The following is a 15,353-nucleotide window of genomic DNA, read 5'->3' as shown; positions in this document are numbered from 1 at the left end:
GGTCTGCTCCGCAGACACGACGCGCCGCCGCTACGCGGCGGAAACCCGTAGCTGCTCCGCAGCTACGCCGGCTGCTCCGCAGCCGCGGGTCCTTGACTTCGCTCCGCGAGTCAAGGACGTCAGGTCGTATGAGGTACGTGCCAACTTGGTTGTAGCTCAGGTTGATTGGGAAGCCGCCCGCTCCGCGGTCGACTTCAGGCTGGCTGCGAACCTCCGGCGCTTCGCCTTGCCTCTGCAGCACTCAGTGCTGGTCCCTCTGGTCGCTTCAATGGAAGCAGAAAACTATGTGAGTTTCTGTGATGTTGGCCCTCCCTCGTCTCCTCGGTCGGGACGATATGTCTAACGGTCTGTTCGAAAGTCCGCCACGCCGCCAGCCTTACAGGGCTGGCTTTCAGGAGGACTTGATTGAGCGTCAGATCTGTGGGGGTTGCTCGCGATCATGCACGCGCGAGGAGATAGCCTCTAATGAATCGTCGTCCAACACCGAACGCGCATACGCGAGATGGACCAGTTGCCGCGCCAACTCCAGCGTGAGGTCAGCCCTTTGGAGGAGGCCGCATGCCTCGCTATCTCGATCCCGAGGCCGCCAAGGCGAACATGATCGCCAAGAACGTTTGGCCGATCTCCGTGTGGCCCGGGAACGGCGAGCGGTGGCTGAGTGTCTGTATGGACTGCGGTGAATTCGTCGATCCGATCTACCGCAATGTGATGCGGCCGAAAAGCGGCGGATGCAGGCCGTGCGGCCGTGCTCGAGGGGCTGCCCTGCGTAAGGTTCCGGAGAATCAGGCCGCGGCTGAGATGCGGGCCGCCGGAGTGGAGCCGCTGGAGGCATATCCGGGGGTGGACGTTCCTTGGCTCAGCCGGTGTTTGAGCGCGCTGTGCCCTGGGCTGTGGGAGGGCGATCCGGCCGGTATCCGGCCGCGTCTGTCGGACGCACGCCTGAGCAGGGTGTCAGCGTGCAAGTACTGTGCCCGGGTTGCTGTACGGCCCGAACGTGCGGTGTTTGAGATGATCCAGCGCGGCGTGGAGCCCCAGGAGCCGTACAAGGCGGCCGGCATGCCTTGGCCCTGTGTGTGCCTGAAGTGCGGGGCGGACGACATCGCCCCCAGCTATGCCAACGTCGCCCTCACCGGACAGGGAGGGTGCCAGCGTTGCGGTGGGAGGATGCGCGTACCCGAGGAGCAGGCCGTGAGCGAGCTCCTCGCCGCCGGTGCCCAGCCCTTTGAGCCGTACCCGGGGGTCAACGAGCGCTGGCGCAGCCGGTGCCTGGCTCCCGAGTGTCCTGGGCCGCCAGAGCGGATCATCTATCCGCGGCTCGGATGGGTCCGGCGCGGTGCCCAGGCGTGCAAGTGGTGCGCCGGTGTCGTCATCGCTGGCGATGAGGCGCACGGCATCATGGTGGCAGCGGGTCTGGAGCCACTGGAGCCGTATCCGGGAGTGCGCGAGCGCTGGAAGTGCCGATGTATGAACCAGGTGTGCGGGGCAGAGGTGTTTCCCACCCTGGGCAGTGTGAACAGCCGTGGCACGGGTTGTTCCGAGTGCGCCGAATACGGATTCAAGCGTGACCGGCCCGCCCTCGTGTATCTACTGCACCACCAGGGCCTGCAGGCAGCGAAGGTCGGGATCTGCAACCTGAGGACCGGTCGGATCGAGAAGCACCGCGGCCGGGGTTGGCAGCTGTACAACACTTTGTCCTTCGCGCGTGGCCGTGACGCCGAGCGGCTGGAGCGGGAGATCCTCGCCGAGTGGCGGGCTCAGGACTGGAAGCCTGTGCGCAACGCAGGCCACGCTTACGACGGTTGGACCGAGACGACTGCTCTCGGCGGTGACATCTGTGTGGCGACGTTGTGGGACGGCGTGTTGGAGTTGCGCAGCCTGCTGGAGCTGGAACCCCGTGGTGCTCGGTGACGGGCGGCAGTCCGTCGGCCTGATCAAAGCGATCAACGTTCGCCGGCCTCCACCGGTTGCGGAGGGCCCACCGCGCGGTGGGAGTGCTGGTGGTTCGCTGTCCGGCGGGTGGTGTCGGCGAATTCGTTGAAGTGCTCAACTCGGGCGGAGCAGCCGCTTGCTCGGGTGCGAGCGCCGTGGCCAGCGTCGAGTCTCGCTCTGGTCCCGAACTACGTTGGGGGCACGGACGCTTGTGCGATGTGGCCGGGTCAGAGGCGACTCCGCATAGTCGCGGCTGACTGAGGCCGGGCCCGTTTAACCGGACTCGCGAAAAGTCCAGTCTGCCTGGAGGATCTCCGCCATCAAGTGGTTCTGCTCGTCGGTGAGTTGACTGGCATTCTGCTTGGAACGTGCCTTGCTGAGCCACGGTCCGATCATGATCCGTTCTCCGTCGACCTCGACCCATTCCCGGGAGCCGGGCGGTCGGTTCCAGCGCTCGACGAAGAGCCGGAGGATCTGTGCGGTCTGCTCGAAGGAACGACGGGGCCGCCTTGCTGCGGGTGAGCTCATCTGCTGCGCACGTGTCAGGGGAGCGGCGGCCGGGGTCAGTTCCAGGCGAGTAAGGAGGTCGCGCTGTCCGGGGGTGAGCTGGTTCCAGGTGGAGAACTGGCGGTGCAGCCAGCTTCCCGCCTTTACCTCGTCGATCACCGTGTCGCGGCGCAGCGTGGTCGGGCTGTGGCCGGCTTCGATGTGGCGTCGTAGGAGGTGGTATTTGCGGTGCCAGTCAGGGCCGTACGGGAGGGTCCAGTGGGGGTCGATGGTGGCGAGTTGGGCGTGGCGGTCGGGGTGGAGGCGGTTGTTGCGGGCAAGGGCTCGTTGGCTGACGAGGAATTGGCCGCCGGGTTGGTGGAGAGGGATCGCGAGGTGGCCGTGCTCGGTGTGGAAAGCGGTGACGGTGGTGAGGTGGCCCTGCCAGGAGGCTTCGTGGTCGTCCCAGATCATGCCGAGCGCGTCGAGTTCGGCAATCCAGTCCTCGGTGACAATGCCTTGTCTGCGGGCGGTGCGCTGGCCGGCGATGAAGGTGCCGAGCCGGTAGCCGTAGGCGTCTTCGTAATCGGTGGGGACGCGCAGGTGGTGGTATTCGGCGTGGAAGCGGGTCGCGGCTGCTAGGCCTGCCCTGCGTGGGGCGGAGAGGGTTGCGTTGTCGGCGGGCCAGGCGATCAGGTCCATGGCCTGGGCGATGCTGTCGGGGTTGAGGGTGAAGTCGAAGCGGAAGCGGCGGGCCAGGAGTGTACGGGTGCCCTGTTCTAGGCGGCGTTTGGCGGTGGTGCGGGGGGCGCGGGCGGCGATGGTCTGGTCGTGGTGGCGCAGGGCTGCGGTGACGAGCCAGAGGGCTTCGTAGGGGGTGCCGAGGAGGTCGGTGGGGTCAGCGCCGTGGGGGATGTAGGCGGGGATGACGAGGCTGGCGGTCTTCGTGGTCTGGGTGGGGGGTTTGCGCAGGGCGCGGCCCAGGGCCTGGACGATGCGGCGGACGCTGGCGGTGCGGTCGGCGAAGACGACCGCGTCGACGGCCGGCAGGTCGATGCCCTCCCCCAGTACTTGGGAGTTGGTCAGCACGGCGCGGTCGGCGGTGGCGAAGTCGGTGAGGATGTCGTGGCGCTGGCCGGGGGTGTGGGTGCCGTTGATCGACTGGACCACCAGGTCGCTCGCCCAGACGGGGCGTTGGTCCTCGGCGAGGGTGCGCAGGGTGTGGGGGAACTGACGGGCGAAGTCGGTGGCGTCGGCGACCTGTTGGAAGTACACGATCACGTGGTGGAGGTCGTGCTCGGTCATCGCTTTGAGGACGGCCAGGTGCAGCGCGGTGGTGCGGCGCGCGGTCGGGCCGAAGCCGGCGTGCACGTCGGGGGTGGCCAGTACGGTGCGCAGCTGGGTGTCGGTGATCGTGGGGACGACCAGCTGGTAGTCGGCGAGAACTCCGTCCTCGATGGCATCCGCGTGGCTGTAGGTGTGCAGGCGGGGGCCAAAGGTTTTGGTGTCTGCCATGGAGGCGACGAGGGCTGGGGTGTCCCAGGCGGGGGCGGTCGCGGTGGTACGTCTGGGCTGGGGGCGGGTGGTGGGTGCTTCGGTCAGGCGGGGCGGGTCCCATTCGTAGGGGGTGGCGGTGAGGTAGAGGCGGCGGTCGGCTCGGATGCGGGTGTGGTCGTGCAGGACGGTCCAGTCCTTGTCCCAGCTTCCCGCGGTGCGGTGCGCCTCGTCCACGATCATGAGGTCGAAGCTCGGCGCGGGAGCGCGGGTGTGCTGGGTCTGTTCGATTCTCGGGAGGGAGTCGAGCGTGACGAAGACGGTGGCATGCTCGTGCCGGGCCAGCCAGGTCACCAGGAATTCTGGGTTGTTGGTGCTGTGGACCGCTGCTCCGGCCAGGACCGGGTGCTTGGCGGCGGCCAGCGAGGACACCGCCATCATCGGTTCCGGGCGTCCGTCGTTGCGGGCTGCCCGGGCCCACTGGGAGATGAGGTCCAGGCTCGGCACGGCGATCAGCAGGTGGCGGATGTCGAGGGCTTCGGCGGTCCGCAGCGCGGTGAGTGTTTTTCCTGTGCCGCAGGCCGACACCATGTGTCCGCGGGTGTGGGCGCGTACCAGGTGGCGTGCCGCGCTGTCGACGGCCCGCTGCTGGTCCGGGCGCAGTGGGAGCCGGGCGGGGCGGGTGCGGGAGGCGGCGACGGCGGAGATCTCGGCGATGGGCTCGTCGGAGGAAGGCATGAAACAAAATCCTCAGTGCGCGATGGAGCAGCGGCCGGCGAGATCCATCGTGTCGTGTGTCCTTCGCTGAGTGGTGTTGCGGGGGCGTGTGGGCCGGGTGGGCGTGGGTCGTGTCGTGCAACGTTAGGGGATGTCGCGGGGCCGGTCTGGAGGCTAGGCGAACAGGGCTTCTACCAGGACTGCTTGGAGCATTCCTTCTTCGAGAGCGGTCGTGATCTCGGCTGCGGAGGGGTCCCCGGTGAGGCCGGTGCACAGGACCGCGCAAGACTCGTTCTGGACCATCTTCCACATCGCGTCGGACAGAACGGTGGCTGGGACGCGGAAGGTCGGCGTCTCTTCAAGGGTGGGTCCCTCGTAGTAGAGGCCCCTGAAGGTGCGGTCCTCGGGGGCGAAGACTGCCTTCCACTTCTGGTGGGCCTCGGGGATGGTGTCTCCCTGCCAGGTCGGCCAGGTCAAGCGGCTTCGATCGGCGTCGGTCTCGGCCGGGCGGTTGGAGGCCGGGGCGGTGACAGTGCTCATCACGATCACGATCACGCTGGTGCCCAGGGTGATTTCGTTGACGAGGCCGGTCAGGCGGTTGACCTGTACCTGCGCGCTGGGAAGCGTGACATGCGTGAGGCTCATGTTGAAGGCGGGCAACCGGCCGGGGGATTGGGGCGGTGTCGTCATGATGCCGGAGTACTCCTGACTGAAGACGTTCGGTTTTTCCTGCTCGTGGGCTGCGTTGCGTCTTGGTGTTGTCAGCCGGGTACTGGGATTCCAGGTCTGTCGGATGGATGCGGCAGCCCCCGCCGGGAGGAATCCGGTACAGCTGTTTGCGCGGAGGCTGGAGCCGGGGGGTGCGCCCGCCGTCTGCTGGTGCGCACGGCGGTTCAGGTTGTGCTGTGCCGGTGGCGTGAGGTCCAGCGCATGTCGAGGGCTTCCAGGGCGTCCAGTTGTTCCCGGGAGAGGGTTTGCGGGGCACGCCGTTTTTCGGCGAGCCACCTTCCCAGACCGAATTCGGGGCCGTCTTCGCAGGTGTAGTTGTAGGGAACGTCCAGGTGATGGTGGTGGCGACGGTAGGCGTAGGCGGCCTGCAGTCCTCGGGCGAAGGCCCGTTGGGAGGCGCTGCGGGGACGGCGCAGCAGGAGGGCCAGGGGGTGCTCGATGGGGAGGTCGCCCAGGAGGTGGTGCTGGTAGGGCTCGAGTCGGGTGAGGTTGTCGATCTGCTTGGCCAGCCAGTGGGTGAGCGGCGGTGCGGTGCCGGTGAGTTGGTGCGGGTCGGGGAAGATCAGGGTGTTGTCGCGCGCGGCCGTGTGGGCGCGGGCGTAGGTGCGTTTCCATTCGGCTTCGCCTTTGGCGTTCCACCAGGGGTAGATCTCGTTCAGGGCCCGTTGGTAGCAGTAGGGCAGGCGGCGGGTGGTGACCTCCTTTCGGCGGTCGGCGAGCCAGCGGCCCAGGTGCAGGCCTTGGTGGTGTTCGGCCCACCGGGGTGCGAGGTGTCCGTGGCGGGTGACGTAGTCGCGGGCGATGAGGAGTTTGCGCTCGATGCTGTGCGGGGGGTGTTCCCAGATCATGTCGAGCGTGTCCAGTGCTGCGATGCGTTCGGGCAGGAGCAGGCCGTTCTTGCGCATGGAGCGCTGTACTCCGGTCCACCAGCCGAGGTGGAAACGGCCGTGGAGGTGGAGGCTGGGGACGTCGAGGTGGCCGTGTTGGGTGTGGAAGTTGGTGGCGACTTCGAAGGCGGCCTCCCATACGCGGTTGGGGGCCATGACGTCGTTCAGATCGAGGACGGGGATGATCTCGTCGGCGCGCTCCGGGGGCGGGGCGATCTGGGGTCCGGCGGGGTCGGCCGGGTACCGGAAGTGGTCGACGAGGTGGAAGGTGTGCTCGTCGTAGACGTCGAGGTCGATGAGGACCCGGTAGATCAGGTGGAAGGCGGTCTTCTTGACGGCCTCTGCGAGGGTTTCGCCAGGGGCCATGTAGATGGGGATGACGATGGTGGAGATCTTGCCGTCGCCGGGGGTCTGGCGCAGGGCGCGTCCGATGGACTGGATGATGTCGATGGTGCTGGTCTTGGGATGGGCGAAGAGCAGGGAGTCGATGGCGGGGATGTCGACGCCTTCGGAGCAGCAGCGGCAGTTGGTGAGGACGGCCCGGCGCGGCGGCTGCTGTGAGGTGGGGGTGTTGAGAGGGGTGTCGGCGAAGGCCGTGTAGTTCTTGTGGCGTTCGAAGGGGCTCTGCCGGGAGCTGACGGTGCCGACCTGCAGGGGGGTGCGGTAGGCCGGGGGCATGAGGGCTGCGGTCTGGTGGAGTGTTTCGGCGCAGACTTCCGCCGCGTCGATGCAGGGGTGGAAGGTCAGGGTGCGGCGCAGGTCGTAGCGGTGCTGGGCGACCAGCAGGGCGACTTGGGCGGCTGCGGCACGCAGTGCTTCGCCACTCCAGGTGTTCGCGGGGAGCCGGTTCAGCAGGCCGCGCAGGTCTTCGTCTCTGATGATGACGCCGGCGATGCGGTAGTCGGCGAGGAGTCCCTCGTCGATCGCTTCTCTCAGGGAGATGCGGTAGACGACGGGCCCGTAGATGCTCACGTCGTCCATGGAGGCGATGACGGTGTTGGGGCTGATGCCTTTGGCGCGGGCTTTCTTCTCGTCGAAGACGCGGGGCGTCGCGGTCATGTAGAGGCGATGGCGGGCGGGCAGCTTGTCGTCGTGGTGGATGCGGGCCCAGGGTTTGTCGTAGTCACCGGCGGTGCGGTGGGCTTCGTCGGCGACCACGACGTCCCAGCGGGGCAGGTGGAATTCGCGGTGGGCTTCGACGACCTTGTCCAGGGAGTCGTAGGTGCAGAACACGTTGAGCGGTCCCTGGGCGTCGGCGGCCTGCTGGGCCAGGTCGTCGGCGGTGTCGACCATGGTGAGGATGCCGTCCAGGTACGGGTCCGCCGGCTGGGGTGAGGAACACACGCCGAGGTAGCGGCCGGGGCGTCCTTCGCTGTGCCATTTCGCGGCGGTCTGCTCAAGGAGCCGCAGAGAGGGGACTGCCACCAGGGAAGCGCCTTGTGGGGCGGTTTCCTGGACGATGTGCAGGGCCACCAGGGTCTTTCCGGTGCCGGTGGCCATGTAGACGCTGACGCGGCGGTAGCCCTCGATGAAGCTGCTGGCGGAGGTGTCGACGGCGATTTGCTGGCCTCCGCGCAGGGGTGTCTTCAGGCGGGGGCTGGCCGTGGGAGCGGTCGCGGCCGGGCGGATGCGCGTCGTCGTGGCCATGATCCTCCCCCGGTGATGGCGTGCGCGTGCACCTGGTTCCAGGGTGGAAGGGGTGTGCGGTGCTGCGGCAGGACGTTCGTCTGGGTTCACCCGAACGAGTGCTGGCGCTCTTGACCGCCTGCTGCCGGGCCGGTCACGGTGCCCGCAGTGGCAGTTTCGGCGGAAGGACAGCTGTGCTGAACGATCCCGGCCTGTACGGGCCTCGCAGGGCGCTGCCGCTGCGTGCGTGGCCGGTGGCGGGCGAGTCGACGGGGTCGTTCGTGAACCGGCTCGCGCACGCCAACGGTCTGAGCCTGGCTGATTTCCTCGACCGGGTCGGGCAGGGCGAGGCATCCGTGGATCCCGAGCGGGTGGAGAGGTATCCGCAGTGCACTGAGATGTACGTGAACGAGGCGGGGCTGCGCTTTCTGGCTGTCCTGGCTGACCGGTCGCCTGGTCTCCTGCAGCAGGATCTGCCCAGTCTGGGCGCGGAGTGGCTGCTGTCGGGCGGCCCGGAGGAAGCGGCGGAGTGGAGGTGGCCCTGGGAGCCGTTGGCGGGGCATCTCGTACGGTACTGCCGGCTGTGCGGTGATGACCTGGGTGTCGGCGAGGCGGTGTGGCTGATGTCGCCGGACAGCTGGCAGGTGTGCCTGCGGCACGGTTACTGGTCGGACGACTCCCGCGGTCGTGGTCCGGACTTCGTGGGGCTGGCCGAACTGCCCGAGACGGTGACGGCACACGGCGTGCGGCAGCAGCTGGCCGCACGGTGGGGGCCGGCCGGTGAGGAGTTGTTCGCCGATGCCTTCCAGGTCGCGGTGTACTGGTGGACGCGGATGCCGGACACCGTGTGCTGGGTGCAGCGGGCCTGGACGGCTGGGCTGGGTGCGCGGGAGATGCGGGCGGCCCCTCTGGTGATCTACCCGGAGGCGGCAGAGCTCGCGGGCGCCATGCTGGACTTCGAACGGGCGGAACAGCGGGATGCGGCGGGCCGGGCCGGGTGGCTCGCGGGTGTGGAGCAGTTGATGGTCCGGTGGGGGGTGGATGTGGCCGAAGGGCGTCAGGCGTTGCTGGTGTGGCTGGGGCGCCACCGTATGGGAGTGCCCGCTGCGTCCCGTCCGGCGGACGGGTGTCGCCTGATGTTGGCGTCGGGGCACGGCGGGATCGCGTCCCGGAGCGGTTCGGTGCGCCAGCGCTCGTGCCTGACCTGGCAGTTGGGCATGACGGCTGCCGACATGTAGGCCACATACGGCTGGAGGGCCCGGAACCGTACGGTTCCGGGCCCTCCAGCTTGCAGTAGCGGGGACAGGATTTGAACCTGCGACCTCTGGGTTATGAGCCCAGCGAGCTACCGAGCTGCTCCACCCCGCGTCGGTTCGCACCACCGTACGCCATGCCTGCAGACGCTGGAGACCATGGCCTTGCGGGGGTTGGTCTCTACGCGGCGAAGCCGATGTTTTTGACGTACTCGTACTGGCCCCACTGGGAGCCGAGGTCGGGCAGGACATCGGCGGTCCAGGCGTCGTTCAGGCCCTGGTGGTCGCCGGCCGCCCAGGACCCGACGATCTTGTCCCAGCGGCGCACGTTCATCGACCGGTGTTCCACCACGCGCTGGAGCGGGCGCGCCACGCCGGACTGGTCGAGGGGGTGGATCTCCACGCGGGTGCCGCGGCCCTCGCGGTTGAGGCGGGCGGTGAGGTGGCGGGCGACGTTGCGGCGCCGCACCGCCCTGTATGCGGCATCGATGCGCTCCAGGTTGGCCTTCGACGGACGGCGTCTGTCCTCCAGCCATGCCTTCAGCGTCCGGTCGCTCACGGTCAGTCCGGCGTCCTTGGCGGCCTGCCAGGCCCTGTCCGACGTCGTCAGGTAGTGCAGGCGTGCCATCAGGCCCCGCTTGGCGGTCACTGGGGTGGCGATGTGGCCGGCGAGCCGGTCGAGCTGGCGGGCGACGGCGTCGCTGCCCTTGATCCCGCTCGCGCCGAACTTCCCGAAGTCGATGTTCTTCTCCGGCATTTACTGCTCCTGCCCCGTGCCGGCGTCGGTGCCGGTTCGTGCGGTGTATGTGTCCTTGACCTTGACCTCGGTAACCGAGCGGCCTTCGGGGAAGACACGGCGCCAGTCTCCGATGACGTGGAGTTCGTCGGTGCCCATCGCCCGTACGACGGGCAGTCCCCCGTCGTGTGCCTTGAGTGCCTTCATCCAGAGGTTGGCGAAGGCCTGGGAGCGGATGATGTGCATCCAGTCCGGGCGGTAGAGCTCCCGGTTGTAGTTCGACTCCCCCATCGTGGACACGAATTTGGAGTACATCGCCTTCACGTATTCCAGCGTCAGCTCGTCGCTGTCTGCGATCGCGGTGTCGCGGGCGTCCTTGAGTGCGATCCGGAACTTCTCCAGGAGGTTCTCGGTGGCGCCCGAGGTGTAGGACTCGTGGATCTCGGGCGGCTCGCACAGGCCGTGCTTGAGGCCGGACAGGCGCAGCAGCAGGCGCAGGGTCGGTTCGGTGACCCACAGGGGTCCTGGTTCGTCGCGCTGGCCGATCGGGTTGGGCAGTACCGCGTCGTGCTCCCACTCGGGCGGGGTGATCAGGTGGACTCCGGCGCGGCGCCGGTCGTGTGCGAAGCCCGTGGAGTGTTCCAGCTGGCCGAGCGGCAGATGGGTCTTGAGTGCACTCAAATAGGCGCCGTTGATGTCGAGCGCGGTGACCTCGTGCTTCCCGGGCGGCAGTTCGGGCCGCGTCCACTTGGGGCGGGCCTCCCAGATCTGGTCGGTGCCCTTGGAGGTCTGCTTCTTGAGGATGTCGGGGATCCAGGGGTGGGCGATCACGTCGTAGCGGGCACCCTTGCGGGTCTCGTCCAGCAGGCGCATCGCGTCCGGGATCGCCCGCTTGAGCAACGCGGCGCTCGCGGCTTCGACATCGCCCTGGTGCTCGGCGAGCGCGGCGTGCACCGCTTCGTGGATCAAGTCGGCCGGCCCGGACGGCTCCTGGAACGCCCGCCCGCGCGGGGCCGCACCTTTCCCGTCGGCCGGACGGGGCGGGCGTGCTGTATGCGGCTCCTGGGCCTGGACAGATGGCGCGGTGGGCGGGGGCTTCGGGGTTTCGGCGGGGGTCGCCTGGCAGTCGGAGGGGTCCAGGTGCTGAGCGAACCCCGCCACGCGTTGTTCGGCGGGACGGCCGCACAGTACGCACGGCTCGGGCACGGTGAGCAGCTCCACGTCGTCCTCGTCCTGGCCGGGTTCCGGCGAAGACACGGCGGTGACGGCCTCCGCAGCAGTGCCTGACGCCACGGACTCTTCCTGAGTCGGCACCGCCGTGGTGTCGGTCTCGGTGGCGAGCTTGGCGTTCAGCCCGTCCAGCAGGTACGCGTATTTGGTGCGGACCTCGCCGGCCGGGTCCCGACCGCTCTCCCATCCGCCGAGGGTGGACGGGCTCACCCCGAGCGCACGTGCCACCTGCGCCTTGGACAGCCGGGCCCGCTCCCGCAGTTCGCGGCGCACCTGGCAGGGCGGGAGCTCGGCCTCCGGGCCGACGGCGTCGAGCAGCGAGTCGATCGCGTCGAAGTCGCTCACCGACTCGCCCCTTTCGTCTCGCCCCGGAGGGAACGGCGCCGGTCAGCGGGCAGTACCTCGCACGCTCTGGTCGGACCCGCCAGCAGGTCCAGCGCGCCGATGCCGTAGTACTCGGCCAGGACATCGACGTCACGCAGACTCCATGAAACGGCACCCGACTGCCGGCGTGACACCTGTGTCTGCGTCAATCCCAGGACCCCCGCAACCGACCGCTGCGACTCCCCCGTCACCTGCATCAACGCGGCAACCGTCAGCCGCAACGACTCCTCCAACGCCAATCCCATTCCCCCACCCTACCAGCTCTATGTAATTTCCGCATGAAAATTAGCTAATTGCTATCAATGATGCATAGACGCTTCACCTGCCCATCCATGAGCCGAGGAGTCCCCACCAAGGCGGCCGCTCGCCCGAGCTGCAGGTCAGCGAGTGGGCCAGTCTTGCCCACGCGGAATCCGGCGGGCCGCGCGCCGGTCGTCCCTCTTCGCCTGGCGCGCCTCTTCCACCGCACGATCGGACAGGCACCGCGGGCACACGAGGTCCAGGACATGGCGGCGCAGGGCCCGGCGCAGCCGGGGGCCGGGCGGTGGCGGCCACCCACGGCGGTGACGGTGCACCGTCCGTGCGCGAGTGCCCAGGAGCGCAGCGACCACAGAAGCGTTGCCGGCGTAGGCGGACAGGAGGAATGTCATCTGCGCCTGGTGGCCGACCGGGAACCGTGCGGCGGACTCGGCCTGCTCTTCCGGGTGGAGGGAGGCGTCGTGACGCTCGCAGCGCGGCGCCTTCCTGTTGTTGCGGGCAATGCCCGGCGAGCTGATGTTCATAACTTCAGGAGCCTGCCCGGGGCCGCCTGTGGACAGCGGCGGCCTGGATGCCCGAGGAGCGCTGGAGCGACATGGGCGGGCCGACCCTGGAGGTGGCGGTGCGCTTCACCGCCACCAGCCGCGTCCAACCCCGTGCGCATCAGCCAGGCCGTGCGCGGCACGCCCGAGTCGCCGGGGGCGAGAGAGCGGCGCCGACACGTCCCTCGCCCGCTTACGGGAAGCCGTCACGGCTCTGCCGCCCACTCTCTGCGGGTTGCCGAGGACGCTTCAGCGTGTCGGCGGGTTTCCGCCGGGGTGCTCGTGGATCCAGGAGAGGCCGCCGAGGTCGAGGCGCTGGCGGGTGCGGGTGACGGCGACATAGGCGAGACGTGCTTCGCTGTCGCTGATCGGTCCGGGTACGGGTCGGCCGGTGCCGTCGTGCTCGTCGGTGTCCTTCGGAGGGGTGAAGTCGTCGGCGATCTTCACGCAGGGCCATTCACGGCCTTTGGCCTTGTGGGCCGTTGACACGGTCACCTCGGCCTGTTGTTCCGGCGTGAGGTGGGCGAGGGCGGCCAGGATGGCGTCGGTGCCGTGGGTGTCGACGAGGTCGACCAGCGGCTGGAGGTCGCGTCCGGCCGGGTCGTGGGCGGCGTAGTCCTGCAGTTCGCCCCAGGAGGGGAACAGCACCAGTTCGGGGTGGGTGGTGCGGCGGCCCTCCTTGAGGTCGCGGGCGGCCAGGGCCAGGGCGCGCAGGCTGTCCCCTCCCCCGGCCAGCCCCACCCGGTGTCCGGCGGTCAGCAGGTCCATGACCTGGGCCATGGCGCCGACGTTGGTGCGGCACAGTACGGCGTCGGGCCGGACGAGGTGCCCGAGTTCGGTGGGTACCGCGGGGGTGCCGGTCAGTCGGATCGGTGCCTTCGCGATGGCCAGCCAGCGGTTGGCCTCCTGGGCCAGGTGGGGGCCGAAGCGGAAGGACTGCGACAGGGCGAGCTGGGTGCCGTCGAAGCCGGTCATGATGTCTTTGGCGCCGCGCCATTGGTAGATGGCCTGGGCGGAGTCGCCGACCATGACCAGTTGGGCGTGGCCGCGCTGGTCGAGGAAGATCTGTTCGACGACGGGGTTGGTGTCCTGGGCCTCGTCCAGTAGCAGGAAGTCTGTGTTGATCTTCGGCCGGCTGAGGGCCCAGATCTTCAGGTAGTGGTCGTGGTCGAAGCGCACGGCCCCGTCGTCGGGGTGCTGCAGGTCGGCCCAGGCCTTCTCGGCGAACGGCACGATGTGGGCGGCGAGTTGGGTGTGTAGGTCTTTGTCTTCCAGGCCGCGCAGGCGGGGGACGTGATGGCGGGTGATCGTCTCGCCGGCGGTGTGGCAGAAGCCGGCCACGGTGCGCAGCGTGGCGTTGGAGAGGGTCTTTTGTGAGACGTCGCGTTCGCCGATGCGGATCGCCTTGGTGATACCGAGGGCCTGCCCGGTCTGCCAGGCCGGGCGGCGGGGGGCGTTCAGACGGCGGGTGTATCGGTGGCCGACGGCGGCGTAGGCGAGGGCGTGGGCGGTCTTGCACTGCACGGTGTCGGGGAAGCGGGCGCGTGCGTCCTGGGCGATGGCCCGGTTGTAGGCGAGGTAGCGGCCACGGCGTTTGGTGATGCGGGCGAGCAGGGTGAGCGTGGTGGTTTTGCCGGTGCCCGCGCCGGCCTGCAGGGCGAGGTGCTGGCCGGCGTGGAAGGCGTCGGCCGCGGCGACCTGTTCGTCGGTCGGGTTCATGCGGGGGCTGCTCCGGGGGTGCGAGTCAGGGCGTGGCCGACGGCTGCCAGAAGGTGTGCGGCCGTGGTGTGGGCGAGCAAGTGCTGCACGGCCCGGTCGAGCCGGTCGGTCTCGTCGCTGGCGTGCTGGGCCAGTGCGCGGTGCAGGGCCAGTTTCACGAAGAGTTCCGGGCTCTGCCCCGTTTCCTGGGCGGCGCGGCGGATCGTGGCGTGGGCGGCGGGCGGGAAGGCAAGGTTGAGCAGGACCTGCCCGTCGGTATCTGGGTAGTGGGTGGTGATCACGTCCACGGGGAGCCGAGTGGTGAGGCGCTGGCGCAGCCGGTGTGCGGCGCGGCCCGGGGTTTTGGCGCGTACGAGGGTCATGAGTCGGGTGGTGTCGTGGTTAGCCGCGAGCGGCAGCACGCGGGCGGCGTCGCGGAGTTCGGCCGGGGCCAAGGGGCGGGTCAGGAGGATTTCCAGGGCGTGGTGCGGCATCGTCGTCATCTTTCTCCGCTGCCGTGTGCCGGTGGATGTGGCAGGCCGGTGCGGAGGTGCTGCGCGTGCAGGAGGGGGTCGAAGACCTGCCATCCGGCCGGCGCCAGGTCGGCGGCGCCGCGGGTGGTGGCGTGCGCGGGGCAGCGCTGGATACGCCAGCGCCGTTGTTCGGCATGGGGCAGTTGGCTGAGGTCGTAGACGGCCGTCGTCTGTTCCGGCAGGGCGAGTTGGCCGCGTTGGGGGCCGATGGGCAGCAGCCTCCAGGATCCGGGCGGGGAGTCCGGGGCCAGGACGGGACGGGGGCAGCGGTGGCGGTGGCTCGTCTGGGCTACGCAGCGGATGGTCTCCAGGGGGCCGTCGGCGAGGTAGTGGCCCAGCAGCATCCGCACGACCGGGCGGTCGGGGCGGCCGGTATCGGCGAGCGCTGGGCCGGCAGGGGAAACCGTGGAGGTGAAAGCACCGGAGTCGATCAGGCGGCGGGTTCGTACAGCGAGTTGGCGGCGCGCCGACTCGAGAAGAGGGCTGATCTGACAGATGGGAGTGCGCTGCGGGCAGAGCACGGCGTGCGGGATACGGCACCAGTCACTGCCGTCGCCGTGCGGGTGGGCGATGCCGGAGCTCAGGTGCCAGTGGCAGGAGGCGGGGACGTGGGCGGTGGCCAGTTCGGCGGGATGCAGGGCGATGGGCCGCCCGTCGGAACGCGGATAGAGACCGATGCGGTTGCCGCAGTGGCGGCAGCGGCCGCTCTGACCGGCGCGCAGCAGGCGGCTGGGGCTGGTGGCGGCCACCCGCAGCGGACGGCGCGCCGGTGCGGTGCGGGAGCTGCCGTCCCAGTGGCAGCCGGGGGTGGAGTTGGGGCGCATGGCGAGGACCGTGCCAGGCGACACGCT

The 15,353-nt window shown here is 69.1% G+C and carries 11 protein-coding genes and 1 tRNA gene; 2 read left to right on the top strand and 10 right to left on the bottom strand.

Features of this window, described 5'->3' with window-relative positions; translation table 11 throughout:
* Nucleotides 1-558 precede the first annotated feature (558 nt).
* Nucleotides 559-1,908 (top strand): hypothetical protein, encoded by a 1,350-nt coding sequence (locus ACFT9I_RS19105; RefSeq protein ID WP_382565639.1) that lies wholly within the window; start codon nt 559-561, stop codon nt 1,906-1,908.
* Nucleotides 1,909-2,202: 294 nt separating this feature from the next.
* Here ACFT9I_RS19105 and ACFT9I_RS19100 read toward each other — a convergent pair whose 3' ends face one another.
* From ACFT9I_RS19100 to ACFT9I_RS19090, 3 genes are all read right to left on the bottom strand, one after another.
* A complete protein-coding gene (locus ACFT9I_RS19100) occupies nt 2,203-4,647 on the bottom strand; it encodes a Helicase associated domain protein (RefSeq protein ID WP_382565638.1) in 2,445 nt (814 codons plus the stop codon).
* Nucleotides 4,648-4,800: 153 nt separating this feature from the next.
* Nucleotides 4,801-5,316: a hypothetical protein gene (locus ACFT9I_RS19095; RefSeq protein ID WP_382565636.1), complete on the bottom strand. Its 516-nt coding sequence runs from the start codon at nt 5,314-5,316 to the stop codon at nt 4,801-4,803.
* A gap of 203 nt (nt 5,317-5,519) precedes the next feature.
* Entirely contained in the window at nt 5,520-7,889 is a 2,370-nt protein-coding gene (locus ACFT9I_RS19090; RefSeq protein WP_382565634.1) for a Helicase associated domain protein, read from the bottom strand.
* 173 nt (nt 7,890-8,062) lie between these two features.
* Between ACFT9I_RS19090 and ACFT9I_RS19085 the strand changes: the two genes are divergently transcribed.
* Nucleotides 8,063-9,106: a TniQ family protein gene (locus ACFT9I_RS19085; RefSeq protein WP_382565632.1), complete on the top strand. Its 1,044-nt coding sequence runs from the start codon at nt 8,063-8,065 to the stop codon at nt 9,104-9,106.
* A gap of 56 nt (nt 9,107-9,162) precedes the next feature.
* On the opposite strand, the gene ACFT9I_RS19080 is transcribed toward ACFT9I_RS19085, so the two are convergent.
* The 7 genes from ACFT9I_RS19080 to ACFT9I_RS19050 form a co-directional block, all read right to left on the bottom strand.
* Nucleotides 9,163-9,236: transfer RNA gene (locus ACFT9I_RS19080), tRNA-Met, on the bottom strand.
* Nucleotides 9,237-9,302: 66 nt separating this feature from the next.
* Complete coding sequence (locus ACFT9I_RS19075; RefSeq protein ID WP_382565630.1) at nt 9,303-9,878, bottom strand: transcriptional regulator; 576 nt, start codon at nt 9,876-9,878, stop codon at nt 9,303-9,305.
* Entirely contained in the window at nt 9,879-11,432 is a 1,554-nt protein-coding gene (locus ACFT9I_RS19070; protein ID WP_382565629.1) for a helix-turn-helix domain-containing protein, read from the bottom strand.
* Complete coding sequence (locus ACFT9I_RS19065) at nt 11,429-11,716, bottom strand: helix-turn-helix domain-containing protein (protein WP_363051159.1); 288 nt, start codon at nt 11,714-11,716, stop codon at nt 11,429-11,431. Before ACFT9I_RS19065 ends, ACFT9I_RS19070 begins: the two co-directional genes overlap by 4 nt.
* A gap of 804 nt (nt 11,717-12,520) precedes the next feature.
* Nucleotides 12,521-13,990 carry a UvrD-helicase domain-containing protein gene (locus tag ACFT9I_RS19060; protein WP_382565626.1) on the bottom strand — a complete coding sequence of 490 codons (1,470 nt, stop codon included), beginning with the start codon at nt 13,988-13,990 and terminating at the stop codon, nt 12,521-12,523.
* On the bottom strand, nt 13,987-14,463 hold the full coding sequence (locus ACFT9I_RS19055) for a hypothetical protein (RefSeq protein WP_382565645.1): 477 nt from the start codon (nt 14,461-14,463) through the stop codon (nt 13,987-13,989). Before ACFT9I_RS19055 ends, ACFT9I_RS19060 begins: the two co-directional genes overlap by 4 nt.
* Nucleotides 14,464-14,468: 5 nt before the next feature.
* Nucleotides 14,469-15,326 carry a DUF6083 domain-containing protein gene (locus ACFT9I_RS19050; protein WP_382565624.1) on the bottom strand — a complete coding sequence of 286 codons (858 nt, stop codon included), beginning with the start codon at nt 15,324-15,326 and terminating at the stop codon, nt 14,469-14,471.
* Nucleotides 15,327-15,353 lie beyond the last annotated feature (27 nt).

It is taken from the genome of Streptomyces sp. NPDC057137 (genome assembly GCF_042670825.1).
In the GTDB taxonomy this organism is placed as follows: Bacteria; Actinomycetota; Actinomycetes; order Streptomycetales; family Streptomycetaceae; genus Streptomyces.
This window is presented reverse-complemented; position numbering and strand designations above follow the sequence as displayed.

Coding starts and splice junctions, on each gene's coding strand:
- ACFT9I_RS19105 (WP_382565639.1), top strand. CDS start 559: ATGCCTCGCTATCTCGATCCCGAGGCCGCCAAGGCGAACATGATCGCC.
- ACFT9I_RS19100 (WP_382565638.1), bottom strand. CDS start 4,647: ATGCCTTCCTCCGACGAGCCCATCGCCGAGATCTCCGCCGTCGCCGCC.
- ACFT9I_RS19095 (WP_382565636.1), bottom strand. CDS start 5,316: ATGACGACACCGCCCCAATCCCCCGGCCGGTTGCCCGCCTTCAACATG.
- ACFT9I_RS19090 (WP_382565634.1), bottom strand. CDS start 7,889: ATGGCCACGACGACGCGCATCCGCCCGGCCGCGACCGCTCCCACGGCC.
- ACFT9I_RS19075 (WP_382565630.1), bottom strand. CDS start 9,878: ATGCCGGAGAAGAACATCGACTTCGGGAAGTTCGGCGCGAGCGGGATC.
- ACFT9I_RS19065 (WP_363051159.1), bottom strand. CDS start 11,716: ATGGGATTGGCGTTGGAGGAGTCGTTGCGGCTGACGGTTGCCGCGTTG.
- ACFT9I_RS19060 (WP_382565626.1), bottom strand. CDS start 13,990: ATGAACCCGACCGACGAACAGGTCGCCGCGGCCGACGCCTTCCACGCC.
- ACFT9I_RS19055 (WP_382565645.1), bottom strand. CDS start 14,463: ATGCCGCACCACGCCCTGGAAATCCTCCTGACCCGCCCCTTGGCCCCG.
- ACFT9I_RS19050 (WP_382565624.1), bottom strand. CDS start 15,326: ATGCGCCCCAACTCCACCCCCGGCTGCCACTGGGACGGCAGCTCCCGC.